Below are 12,229 nucleotides of genomic sequence, written 5' to 3' on the forward strand. Positions count from 1 at the left end.
TTTTAAGTTTATTTTTTTTTAATATTGTTTCCGAATTTTAACAAAATTTTAAAAAGGAGTAACCGAAAATCCCAAAATAGAGTAGGTGTTAATTAACTAAAGTATGATTTTATGATTGAATGGTACAAAAAAGTGGTTTTTGAAAACTATAGTAATTTTAAAGGTCGTGCAAGAAGAAGTGAATACTGGTATTTTGCACTTGCTAATGGGTTAATTTCTGTTTTATTATTAGCTCTTGGAGCTATTATTGGCGGGCTTTTGGGAGATGTTCCTACAGGTTTAATCATAGGATATGCTCTTTTTTTAGGGCTTTATGTTCCGGCAACCTTTTTGCCAGGTTTGGCTGTTATTGTCAGAAGATTACATGATGTTGGTAAAAGTGGGTGGTTTTATTTTATAGCTTTTATTCCGTTCATTGGAGCTATTTGGATATTGATTTTATTTTGTACTGAAGGTACTCAAGGACCAAATCAATATGGACCAGATCCTAAAAATGATATTGAAGACATCAATGAAATTGGAAAAGTTGAATTACAATAATTAAAAATCAAATATAATGGAAAATACTAAACCAGAGGCGTGGAATACGCCAACACCACAGACGAGACCAGAGAATAAAAAAGTTGTTGCCGGAGTTTTGGCAATTTTATTAGGCGTATTTGGCGTGCATAAATTTATTTTAGGATATACTCAAGAGGGAATAATTCAATTAGTTATTGGTATCGTTACTTGTGGAGCAATTAGTAGTCTTATTGGTCTTATCGAAGGAATTATCTATTTGACTAAAACAGACGAAGAGTTTTATCAAACGTACCAGGTTGGTAAAAAAGGCTGGTTCTAAAACATATCAAAGTCCCATTCGTAATTGCGAATGGGACTTTTTTTATAGAAATTATATTCATTTATTTTAAATTAAGAACATGGAAAATACACAACAAGAATTTGGAGTTACCAAGCCTGAAAATAAAAAAGTTGTAAGCGGAATCTTTGCAATTTTACTAGGTTATTTAGGAGTTCATAAATTTTATTTAGGTTACACTAAAGAGGGAATTATTCAGCTTCTTCTAACTTTTGCATGTGGAATAGGTGCAGTCATTGGTCTTATCGAAGGAATTATCTACTTGACTAAAACAGATGAAGAGTTTTATCAAACATATCAGGTTGGTAGAAAACCTTGGTTCTAAAATATAAAAAAATCCCATTTGCCGCGGCGAATGGGACTTTTGCTTTTTAGGAGTTATTATAAATATCTTTTTCTTTTGTTTTAATGACTTTTAAGGGACGTTTCCAGTTCCTTTACAAACTAATATTGTATTTCTTTACAAACGAAGTTTAGTTGTTCTCTTTAAAGGGATTTAAATGTATGTCAGGTTACGTTTAATCTCAAAAAAATAAAGATTTGGTAAAATTGTTAGGAAGGAACAGAAGAACTAGTTTTGAGAAAAAAATTGTAATTAAAAAATCCCATTCTGCCGTGGCGGAATGGGATTTTAATTTTATAATAATCGTTGTAATTAATCTTCTTTCTCAGATAATTTGCGCTCCAATTCTATTTGAAACTCTTCGATAACCGGTTTCATAGTGCTTTCCGGAATATCTGCGATTCTAATGTACATTAAACCATCGATAGCATTATTGAACAAAGGATCGACGTTAAAAGCTACAACACGTGCGTTTTGCTTGATGTACTTTTTGATTAAAACAGGTAAACGTAGATTTCCTGGTTCTAATTCATCAATGATTTTATCAAACTTATTCAAATCAGATTCTGCTTCGTCGAAGATAAAATCTTTATCAGCGTCTTTCAGTTTTACTTTATAAGCCTTTTTCGGGTGAATATATTGTGCAATGTATGGATCGTAATAATTCGATTTCATGAACTCAATCATCAATGATTTCGAAAAGTCAGAGAATTGATTGCTAATACTCACACCACCTAATAAATATTTATGTTCAGGATAACGTAAAGTTGTATGAATAATACCTTTCCATAATAAGAACAAAGGCATTGGTTTTTGCTGATATTCTTTGATGATAAATGCGCGACCCATTTCTATAGACTTATGCATCATATCATGAAGTTCTGGTTCAAATCTAAATAAGTCATTCAAATAGAAACCTTCTATTCCGTATTTACGGTAAATCTCAGAACCTAATCCCATTCGGTAAGCACCCGCGATTTTTTTAGTTTCATCATCCCATAAAAACATATGGTGATAATATTGGTCAAATTTATCTAAATCGATAGATTCATTTGTTCCTTCGCCAACTTCACGAAAAGTGATTTCACGCAAACGACCAATTTCGTGCAAAACATTCGGAATTGATTTTGCTCTTGCAAAAAACACCTCGTAATTTTTACTTTGTAACAAACGGCAATCGCTGTTTCTTAGCATATTTACCTCGTCAAGCATTTTTGATTCACTTGCAGGTGTTACGATTTTTTTAGGTGCTTTTGGTATTTTTAAACTTGCGGTATCTAATAGTTTGCTATCCTTTTCAAAAGGATTTGCAAGCATATAGGTTTTCTTTCTTAAAAATTCTGAGTACTCTTCAAACGATTCAATTTCGTTTTGCTCATTTACAGAAATCGGTTTTCCAATACGAACTTTAATTACACGATCTTTCTGCGTAAGCAATTCTGATGGTAATTTTGCAGTTCGCAAAGTATCATCAATTTTAGAAAGCCAATAAAATAATTTACTGTTCTTAGCATGAAAATAAATTGGAACTACAGGAACTTTAGCTTTTCTAATTAACTTTAAAGCGCCTTCTTCCCAAGGTTTGTCAACTACTAGTTTTCCATCTTTATAGGTAGAAACTTCCCCGGCAGGGAAAATTCCCAACGGCTTTCCATCACTTAAATGGCGTAAAGTTTCTTTGATTCCAACAACGCTCGATTTAGCATCCTTATGATTTTCAAAAGGATTAACCGGCATTATATATTTTTTAAGCGGAACAATTCTGTGTAATAAAAAGTTAGCGATGATTTTGAAATTTGGTTCTCTTTCGAGCATTAATTTCAAAAGCAAAATACCATCAATTCCTCCAAGCGGATGATTTGAAATGGTGATATACGCGCCATCTTTAGGTAAACGTTTTAGATCTTCTTCCGGAATTTCGAACTTAATTTCCATTTCATCCAAGATCCCATTCAAAAACGCAACATCCTCTAAATGTTTATTATGATCGTAAATTTTATTAAGGGTTGAGATCTTAAGAACCTTCATAAGAATCCAGCCTGAAAAAGTACCAAGAACTCCGTACTTCTCAACATTTATTGCCTTTGCAACTTCTTTCGCGGTAACTAAACCCATGTACTATTTTTAATTTATTAGAGCAGCGAACAAAGATAACAAAAAACTCTACTTTTCGTTGATTCAAACACAAACTTTCCACTTTTTTATTACATTTGGAATCCTAAAAAAAACACTGATGAAAATTATTTCTTATAATGTAAACGGAATACGTGCCGCAATTACCAAAGGTTTTATCGAATGGCTGCAACATGCTAATCCAGATGTGATTTGCCTTCAGGAAATAAAAGCTACACAAGAGCAAATTCCCGTAGACGATATTACAGCTGCAGGTTATCCATATCAATATTATTATCCGGCTACTAAAAAAGGATATAGTGGCGTGGCTATCTTATCTAAAATTAAACCAAACAATATCGTTTTTGGAACCGGAATTCATCACATGGATTTTGAAGGTCGTAACCTTCGCGCTGATTTTGATGATTGTTCTGTAATGAGTTTATACCTTCCTTCAGGAACAAATATTGAAAGATTAGATCATAAATTTATGTTTATGGATGATTTTCAAACTTATATCAACGAGCTAAAACTTACGATTCCAAATCTTATTATTTGCGGTGATTACAACATTTGCCATGAAGCTATAGATATTCACGATCCGGTACGTAACAAAACCGTTTCGGGATTTTTACCGGCAGAACGTGCGTGGCTTGACGGGTTTATGAAATCTGGTTTCATTGATAGTTTTCGCCATTTCAACAAAGATCCGCATCATTATTCCTGGTGGAGTTACCGCGCCGGAGCCAGAGGAAACAACAAAGGTTGGCGTATCGATTATAATTTGGTAAGCGATTCTTTGCAACATCGTTTAAAACGTGCTGTGATTCTTCCGGATGCTGTGCATTCAGATCATTGCCCGGTTTTAGTTGAGATAGAATAAAAGTGGTATTGTTCTTGTTGAGTGATTGGTGGTTTTAGTTTATAGTTGTCATCCTGAGCGAAGTCGAAGGAGCTATTTCCTGCTGTCCGCTATATCTTTTCCTGGCTAAAGGAGCCAGAAAAAGGATGCCGCTTCCATCAGGGCTAGGGCTCTCGGTTAAACAAGAAATTTTAGAATTATTAATACCCTCCAAATAAAAAACAGTATGATTAAAAAGGCCTCTATCGGATTACTGGTTGTAGCAATGTCTATGACTTCATGTGTATCCAAGAAAATTTACAACGATCTTGAAACAAAATATTCAGATCTAAAAAAAGAAAATCGCTCAATTGCAGATGAAAATGCGAGTTTGCAAAAATCAAAAAATCAGCTAGAATTAGATCGTGATGCTTTAACCAAAGATCTAAACGACACAAAGGCTGATCTTGCAAAGCAAAAAGCAGATTTGGCTGCAGCACAAAATAAATATAAGGTTTTGCAGGATTCTTATAATGCATTAGAGAAAAACAGCAATGATGCATTAGAAAGTAATATGGCTAAAAACCGTGAATTGTTGGCTCAATTAGAAGCAAAATCTAAAAAACTAGCGGATGAACAAGCGCGCTTAGACAAAACAGCAAGTCGTCTAAACGAACTTGAAGCTATGATTGCAGCAAAAGAAGCTGCAATGAAAAAACTAAAAGAAACTTTGTCAAAAGCCTTAAACGGTTTTGAAGGTAAAGGTCTTACAGTAGAACAGAAAAATGGAAAAGTATATGTTTCTATGGAAAACAAATTGCTTTTCAATTCAGGAAGTTGGGCAGTTGGAGTAGAAGGTAGAAAAGCAGTTGTAGAACTAGGAAAAGTTTTGGGTGATAATCCGGATCTTTCGGTTCTTATTGAAGGACACACAGATGATGATCCTTATGCAGGTTCAGGACCAATTGCAAACAACTGGGATTTATCGACAAAAAGAGCAACTGCAATTGTTGCTATTTTAAGTGAAAACACTAAAATCAACAAACAAAAATTAACGGCAGCAGGTCGCAGCGAGTTTTCTCCTCTTGCAAGTAATGCAACTCCGGAAGGAAAAGCTAAAAACCGTAGAATCGAAATCATCTTAACGCCAAGATTAGATGAAATCGCTGAAATGCTTAATAGTATTAATTAAGGTTCTGAGGTACTAAGTTGCTAAGGTTCTAAGATTTTTTAGATAGAAAGGCTTGAAGTTTATACTTTGAGCCTTTTTTGGTTTTTGGCTTTCGCGCATAATTTTCTAGTGTTTGTAGAAATTGGGGGTATTATTGTTAGAATTGTGTAGTCCCATACGGGACATTGTTATCGTGTGTAAACAATAGTCTACCAAGATATAATCTCTACGAGATAACTTGAAGCAATAAGTATTTTTATAATGTTTTACTCTAGTAATAAGTTATCTTTGGAAAATACAATTTTAAGAAATACTCCGTTAGGAGTTAAATGTTGGTAGAAAAATGTCGGTAGAAATCCGCCGCAAAATATTGTTCCGTAGGGACTATACGCTTTAATCCAATTTTCGAAATTTAAAAATCTTTATCAAATAAGAGAAGATTCTATTTTTGTTGTTCTAATGAAGAAAACTTAGAACCTCAGAACCTCAGTGCCTCAGAACCTCAAAAAAAACCTTATTCTTTTTTTAACTTTTACCGGATTTCCATTTGAAAAATCTCGCCGTATATTTGATTTTTATAATGAATAAGTTGAAAGCTGAGAAAAAAAACTTAGCAACTCAGATTCTCAGAACCTTAGAACCTCAAGAAAAATGAAATACACAACATTACCCAACACGGATATAAAAGTTAGTAAAATAAACCTCGGAACAATGACTTTCGGGCAACAGAATACAGAAGCCGAGGGACATCAACAAATGGATTATGCACTTGAAAAAGGTGTTAATTTTTTTGATACTGCCGAAATGTATTCGGTTCCGGCACGTGAAGAAACTTACGGAAGTACCGAGAAAATAATTGGAACCTGGTTCAAGAAATCGGGAAATCGTGACAAGGTGGTTTTGGCCTCTAAAATTGCGGGACCCAATCCAAATTTTACGTACATGCGTGAAAAGGGAGATTTCTCTCCGGAAAGCATTAAATATGCTGTAGAAAATAGTTTAAAACGTCTTCAAACAGATTATATCGACTTATATCAAATGCATTGGCCGGAACGATTGACCAATTATTTTGGACAACGCGGATTTAAAGATCACGATGCTATTTGGGAAGATAATTTCAGAACGGTCTTAGAAACTTTTGACGAGTTAATCAAAGAAGGAAAAATAAAACATATTGGAGTTTCGAACGAAAATGCGTGGGGAATGATGCGTTTCCTGGAAGAAAGTAAATATCACAACTTACCAAGAATCAAAACGGTTCAAAATCCTTATAACTTATTGAATCGCCTTTTTGAAGTTGGTTCTGCCGAAGTTTCTAAATATGAAAATGTTGGTTTATTGGCGTATTCTCCTTTAGCATTTGGAGTTTTAACGGGTAAGTTTTTAACGGGAGAAGCGCATCCAAATGCGAGAATCAATCTTTTTCCGCAATACACACGTTATAATAGCGAACAATGTACACAAGCAACAAAATTGTATCAGGAAATCGCTCATAAACACGGTTTGACTTTAACTGAATTGGCAATGGGATTTGTGTTGCAACAACCGTTTTTAACAAGTGCGATTATTGGTGCAACGACAATGGAACAATTAAAAGAAAACATCGATACAATTGATGTGTTTTTGTCAAAAGAAATTTTGACCGAGATTGCAGCAGTTCAGGCGATAATTCCTGATCCTGCGCCGTAAGCTGTTATGTCGAGAAGACTTTGGTAGATATTTGTTTAATCTCGCAAAGACGCAGAGTCGCAAAGTTTAATTTCTTAAGTTCAATAGCTTCCAGCTTTAGCTGGATGGAAATATAAAGTAAATAAAAAGGGCTTTAGCCAAACAGTACTGTTTGGCTAAAGCCCTTTTTGCGTGAATTTTATTCCCCTAGCTGAAGCTAGGGGCTATGAAAAAAGCTTTGCGACTCTGCGTCTTTGCGAGATTAAATAAAACCTTGTGTCTTTGTGTCTTTGTGGCAAAACCTACAAATCAAATTCATCACTAATAGATAAAGAATCCGCTGGAACAGCTGTCGAATCCGGAGCTTTGATTCGTATTAACGAACGAGCATTTCCGGAAATATAAACCGGTAATTGTCCAAGTGTATCTTCTGGAATTAATAAACCACGGCGGAACATTAAGTTTCTCAAGAATTTCTGGTTTTTTACTGCGAAATCTTTCAGATTGCCCTGATCGTTAAACTGATACATGAATTTTCTTGGTTTCGGAATAATCGTTGCCAAAAACAAACATTCGTCAACATTTAAAGCCGAAGGACTTTTTTGGAAATAGAAATGACTTGCTTCGCCAATTCCGTATACATTTGGTCCCCATTCTATGATATTGAAATAAACTTCGAGCATTCTTTCTTTGCTTACCACACGGTTATTTTCAAGAATATAAACGAGTAATATTTCTTCTAACTTTCGCGAAAGCGTTTTTTCGCGCGTGAGGAAAACGTTTTTAATTAGCTGCATACTAATTGTACTGGCGCCACGAGAGAACTTTTTGGTTCTGATATTCTTTAGAATAGATTGTTTGAAAGCTTCATTGATGAATCCGCGATGAGAGAAGAACGAAGGATCTTCGGTTGTAAGAACACATTTTCTTAAATAAGGCGAAATCTGATCTAATGGCGTGTAATTAGGATTGGCGTTTCCAACCAAAACCGGACGTTGTAACACATTTTGAATAATAGCGCGATAGACAAATTCACCGTTTAGTTTATTTAAATCGGCTTCACCGTATTTGGTGATTTTTAAATCTTCCTTGTTTAGTTTACTGTCAAAAACCAGAGTATTTGGTTTGTTTTTATTGAATTTGAAATCGAGTTTGTAATCGAAGTTTCCGGTTGCTTCCATTCCCTGAAAGTGCGTAAACAATCCGTCAGGTAATGAAACGATAAAATCCTGCGCTTTCATTTTCGGAATATCGACTTTCAAAGTATAAGTCGTGTCTTTTTCGGTATCATAAGAAACGTACGGATGCAATTTTATCTTATTCAACTGCATCGTCGAAGTGCTGTCAATCGAAATAAAGTCATTCCCCAATAAAAAGCGATAATCAAAACGCGCATTTTTGATAATTACATCTTTGCTGGCAATTTTTGGATGATTGATTTTCAAATTTGTGATCGAAGTATAACCGTCGATATGCAATTCGCTTCCGTCTTTTTCTATGTTTTGAACATTTAATCGGATCGAATCAAAGCTTGCTTTCAGGTTGTAGCGTTCGTCTAAATAAGGAACACGAATGGCGCCTGTATCTAAATTAAAGAATCGGATATCTGCTTTTTTGTTTCTTGGATCTGCAAAACCTTTTATGTTCCAGCGCTGATCAAAATCTTTGCTTTGAACATGAAGATTGGTTTCGAGTTGTTTGTTGTCTAAAACGAGTTTATTTATGGCAATTGACGTCTTTTTGCCGTTATCGTCTATTCTGAAATTTAGATTTTTTAAATCCATATCAGTCGGAACCAAATTCAGTAGTTTTGAAATAATACGATATGCAAAAGCGGCATATTTTCTTTTTTCATTTTTATCGGTATCTGATCTGTCTTTTTTTAGAAAAGCATCAAAATTGCGGACATTTCCTTTTTTAACCAATTGAATATATCCGTTGTCCACTTTTAAAGTTCCAACCTGAACATCTCCAATTAATAAATTGGCCAAACTTATGCTGGTTTCTATTTTATGAATGTGGCAAAGTGTGTCCGCATTTTTGGGAACCAAAATAACATCTGTTAGTTTAATTCCGGATAAACCTTCAAAAGAAGCTGATTTTACAGAAAATGTACTGTTGTAATCGACCGCCATTTTGTGTGTAACTTTAGCAATAGCTTGTTTTAAAAGCGAATCACGAAAGTAGTAAAGACCAATTAAAATCAAGACCAATACTACGGCAAGTATTTTTAAGGCTTTAAATATTTTTTGTTTTGGAATATTTAGTTTTGGAAATTTCATAAAGTAGATTTGTGAAAATTTAAAACTGTTAGCAAAGCGAACAGTTTTTCGCCACGAATTTCGCTAATTTCTCGAATTATAGATAGTGCAGCATATTTGAATTTGCATTAAAATTAAATAAAAATTCGTGTTTAATTAGTGAAATTCGTGGCAAAAAAATCACCCAAAAAGAATACTGGCAATATCTTCAATTTTAGCAACAAGCTCAATTTTGATTCCAGTGTTTTTTAAGGCTATTTTATTGTACTTAGATACAAATATAGTGGTGAATCCTAATTTTTCGGCTTCCTGAATTCTTTGATCTACGCGATTTACAGGTCGGATTTCTCCCGAAAGTCCAACTTCACCTGCAAAACAGAAACCTTTAGTAACCGGAATATCTTCGTTTGACGATAAAATAGCTGCAACAACTGCTAAGTCAATTGCAGGATCATCAACAGAAATTCCGCCAGTAACATTGAGGAAAACGTCTTTTGCGCCTAAGCGAAATCCGGCTCTTTTTTCTAAAACCGCCAGAATCATGTTTAGCCTTTTGGCGTTGTAACCAGTCGTACTGCGTTGTGGCGTTCCGTAAACTGCAGTACTTACCAACGATTGTATTTCGATCATTAGCGGACGCATGCCTTCCATGGTTGTGGCAATTGCAGTTCCCGACATTTCTTCGTCTTTGTGCGAAATCAATATTTCTGATGGATTAGAAACTTCTCTTAATCCACTTCCAAGCATTTCGTAAATTCCTAATTCGGCAGTTGAGCCAAAACGGTTTTTTAAGGAACGCAAGATTCTGTAAACGTGATTTCGATCGCCTTCAAATTGTAAAACGGTGTCAACCATATGTTCCAGAATTTTTGGTCCGGCAATATTTCCGTCTTTTGTAATATGTCCAATTAAAATAACCGGAATATTGGTTTCTTTGGCAAATTTAATTAGTTCAGCAGTAGTTTCTCTAATCTGAGAAATACTTCCGGCAGTCGATTCGATATAATCGGTATGTAAAGTCTGGATCGAATCGATAATCACAATCTCAGGCTGAATCGCTTCAATTTGTTTGAATATGTTTTGCGTTTTAGTTTCCGTTAGAATATAGCAATTGTCGCTATTTGGCGTTATTCTTTCGGCACGCATTTTTATCTGTTTCTGGCTTTCTTCACCAGAAACATAAAGTGTTTTATAAGGTAATTTTAGGGAGATTTGAAGTAAAAGCGTACTTTTTCCAATTCCGGGTTCACCACCTAAAAGTGTTAAAGATCCCGGAACAATTCCGCCACCAAGAACACGGTTTAATTCGCCGTCGGTTGTATCCATACGGATTTCCAGCGCCGAATCAATTTCGTTAATTTTTAACGGGCGAGGCGCTTTACCGCTTGGAGTAGGTTCACTTTTCCAGGCTACTTTTTCCTGTTTCTGAATAATTTCCTCGGCAATTGTATTCCATTCTTTGCACGCATTGCATTGTCCTTGCCATTTGGCATATTGGGTTCCGCAGTTTTGGCAAAAAAAAGAAGTTTTAACTTTTGACATTATTTGGTCTTTTTTGCAAGTGTATTCATTTCGTCGATTTTCTCGTACATCAAATCTTTATTCAAATCACCAATTGCTTCCATTTGCGAAGCATTTTGGTATTTTTTTGAAGCGTGTTTAGGATCTCCCATTTTTTCATACATCAATCCTAATTCATATTCTCCAAGCATCGCTTTAGGATAATTTACATTTCCAATTTCAGCCATTTTTCCTAATTCGTCGTAAGCATTTCTCTTTAGAATAATATTTTCGATTACTTTAAAGTCGCTCATTCTAACCGGAATCTGAACTCCCATAACTTTAGACATCATGTCGTATTTGTTTTGAAGATAATCAGCATAACCAGTTTGAAGAACGGCAATTTTATCATTGTATTCCGCAGAATTTATAGGTCGGTAAACTTCAAAAATCTGATATAATGCGCTCGGAATTGAATGTAACACTTCTGTGTAATGAGTTGTTCCTTTAAATAATTCGTATTTATAGTTTACTAACGGATTATTTGCGATTTTAATATTACTGTCTAGTTTTTCTATTGGTTCTTTAATTTTTTTGATGTCGCCATCAGCAGCAGAAAGGTAATAGAAGAATGGTTTTGTTACTTTGGCAAATTTCTCCGGAATACGAACTTCCATTTTTGGAGCAAGTTCCGGGCTTAAACAAATATAGGCGTTAAAAAGCGGTTCTTCTTTATATAAATAAAAATTGATAAAACTTGCTGTAATATCATGGCCTGCAATAACTCTGAATGGAGATGTGCGGTATTTTTTTTCGATATAAGGAACTAATTCTGCTCCGATAAATTCAAAAAATTTAGCTCCTTTTTCAAATGGTAATCCTGTATTTTGATCAATTGTTGAGTCGTCTTCACGTTCTCCATCTTTATTTTGGTGAACACCTATGATAATCATCTCCGGTAAATCGTCCCAATAGGTTCCGTAACTTAAAGCTCCGGAAAATGGATCGAATAAATAATCACCGTCCAATAAATAAAGAACCGGATATTTTTTGTCTGGATTAGATTCGTAAGAAGCGGGAAGTCCGATGGTTATTCTTCTTTCTTCTCCAAGTTTCTCAGATTGAATGTTGTCGAATGTTTTCTGTGAAAAGACAGAAATTGAAATAAAAAGGATTAGTAAGTAAACTTTTTTCATGATTTGTGGCATTTCAGAGAATTAAAAAGTATTGAAATAGTGTAGCAATATAGTACTTTAATTTGCTTTTTTGTCAATGAGAACGTTTAAAAGAGATCAAAATTATAGTGAAAATTTGTTTTATTTGGATGAATGTGAAAACTTGCTTAAAAATATAAAATGTTTTGTATTGACTAATTGTTTTAAACGCAAAGTACGCTAAGATTTTTATCTAAGTAGTATGTTTAAAAACACAAAGTTCGCAAAGCTTTGTAGATAAAAACTTTGCGAACTTTTTT

10 protein-coding genes are annotated in these 12,229 nt (G+C 34.5%); 6 read left to right on the forward strand and 4 right to left on the reverse strand.

Translation table 11 applies throughout. From position 1 onward, the window contains the following. Positions 1–111: 111 nt before the first annotated feature. From C8C83_RS09990 to C8C83_RS10000, 3 genes are all read left to right on the forward strand, one after another. Positions 112–540: a DUF805 domain-containing protein gene (locus C8C83_RS09990; protein ID WP_121328306.1), complete on the forward strand. Its 429-nt coding sequence runs from the start codon at positions 112–114 to the stop codon at positions 538–540. A 16-nt stretch (positions 541–556) separates the two neighbouring features. Further along, positions 557–841 carry a TM2 domain-containing protein gene (locus C8C83_RS09995; protein WP_121328307.1) on the forward strand — a complete coding sequence of 95 codons (285 nt, stop codon included), beginning with the start codon at positions 557–559 and terminating at the stop codon, positions 839–841. Between the two features lie 79 nt (positions 842–920). After that, positions 921–1,184, forward strand: a complete 264-nt coding sequence (locus C8C83_RS10000) for a TM2 domain-containing protein (protein ID WP_121328309.1) — start codon at positions 921–923, stop codon at positions 1,182–1,184. A gap of 330 nt (positions 1,185–1,514) precedes the next feature. Here C8C83_RS10000 and C8C83_RS10005 read toward each other — a convergent pair whose 3' ends face one another. Next, positions 1,515–3,317 (reverse strand): lysophospholipid acyltransferase family protein, encoded by a 1,803-nt coding sequence (locus C8C83_RS10005; protein ID WP_099709952.1) that lies wholly within the window; start codon positions 3,315–3,317, stop codon positions 1,515–1,517. Between the two features lie 118 nt (positions 3,318–3,435). On the opposite strand from C8C83_RS10005, the gene C8C83_RS10010 reads away from it, so the two are divergent. The 3 genes from C8C83_RS10010 (at position 3,436) to C8C83_RS10020 (ending at position 7,015) form a co-directional block, all read left to right on the forward strand. Next, positions 3,436–4,197, forward strand: a complete 762-nt coding sequence (locus C8C83_RS10010) for an exodeoxyribonuclease III (protein WP_121328311.1) — start codon at positions 3,436–3,438, stop codon at positions 4,195–4,197. A 205-nt stretch (positions 4,198–4,402) separates the two neighbouring features. Continuing rightward, on the forward strand, positions 4,403–5,347 hold the full coding sequence (locus C8C83_RS10015) for an OmpA family protein (protein WP_099709950.1): 945 nt from the start codon (positions 4,403–4,405) through the stop codon (positions 5,345–5,347). 630 nt (positions 5,348–5,977) lie between these two features. Next, positions 5,978–7,015 (forward strand): aldo/keto reductase, encoded by a 1,038-nt coding sequence (locus tag C8C83_RS10020; RefSeq protein WP_158598146.1) that lies wholly within the window; start codon positions 5,978–5,980, stop codon positions 7,013–7,015. 281 nt (positions 7,016–7,296) lie between these two features. On the opposite strand, the gene C8C83_RS10025 is transcribed toward C8C83_RS10020, so the two are convergent. The 3 genes from C8C83_RS10025 to C8C83_RS10035 form a co-directional block, all read right to left on the reverse strand. Beyond that, a complete protein-coding gene (locus tag C8C83_RS10025; RefSeq protein WP_121328313.1) occupies positions 7,297–9,276 on the reverse strand; it encodes a biosynthetic peptidoglycan transglycosylase in 1,980 nt (659 codons plus the stop codon). Positions 9,277–9,435: 159 nt separating this feature from the next. Next, positions 9,436–10,797 (reverse strand): DNA repair protein RadA, encoded by a 1,362-nt coding sequence (radA, locus tag C8C83_RS10030; protein ID WP_099709947.1) that lies wholly within the window; start codon positions 10,795–10,797, stop codon positions 9,436–9,438. Beyond that, positions 10,797–11,951: an alpha/beta hydrolase-fold protein gene (locus C8C83_RS10035; protein ID WP_121328316.1), complete on the reverse strand. Its 1,155-nt coding sequence runs from the start codon at positions 11,949–11,951 to the stop codon at positions 10,797–10,799. Before C8C83_RS10035 ends, radA begins: the two co-directional genes overlap by 1 nt. Between the last annotated feature and the right edge of the window lie 278 nt (positions 11,952–12,229).

Origin of the sequence: Flavobacterium sp. 90 (genome assembly GCF_004339525.1) — a bacterium.
In the GTDB taxonomy this organism is placed as follows: domain Bacteria; phylum Bacteroidota; class Bacteroidia; order Flavobacteriales; family Flavobacteriaceae; genus Flavobacterium.

Excerpts from the sequence above, each read along its gene's own strand:
- C8C83_RS09990 (WP_121328306.1), top strand. The coding sequence starts at position 112 with ATGATTGAATGGTACAAAAAAGTGGTTTTTGAAAACTATAGTAATTTT.
- C8C83_RS09995 (WP_121328307.1), top strand. The coding sequence starts at position 557 with ATGGAAAATACTAAACCAGAGGCGTGGAATACGCCAACACCACAGACG.
- C8C83_RS10000 (WP_121328309.1), top strand. The coding sequence starts at position 921 with ATGGAAAATACACAACAAGAATTTGGAGTTACCAAGCCTGAAAATAAA.
- C8C83_RS10005 (WP_099709952.1), bottom strand. The coding sequence starts at position 3,317 with ATGGGTTTAGTTACCGCGAAAGAAGTTGCAAAGGCAATAAATGTTGAG.
- C8C83_RS10010 (WP_121328311.1), top strand. The coding sequence starts at position 3,436 with ATGAAAATTATTTCTTATAATGTAAACGGAATACGTGCCGCAATTACC.
- C8C83_RS10015 (WP_099709950.1), top strand. The coding sequence starts at position 4,403 with ATGATTAAAAAGGCCTCTATCGGATTACTGGTTGTAGCAATGTCTATG.
- C8C83_RS10020 (WP_158598146.1), top strand. The coding sequence starts at position 5,978 with ATGAAATACACAACATTACCCAACACGGATATAAAAGTTAGTAAAATA.
- C8C83_RS10025 (WP_121328313.1), bottom strand. The coding sequence starts at position 9,276 with ATGAAATTTCCAAAACTAAATATTCCAAAACAAAAAATATTTAAAGCC.
- radA (WP_099709947.1), bottom strand. The coding sequence starts at position 10,797 with ATGTCAAAAGTTAAAACTTCTTTTTTTTGCCAAAACTGCGGAACCCAA.
- C8C83_RS10035 (WP_121328316.1), bottom strand. The coding sequence starts at position 11,951 with ATGAAAAAAGTTTACTTACTAATCCTTTTTATTTCAATTTCTGTCTTT.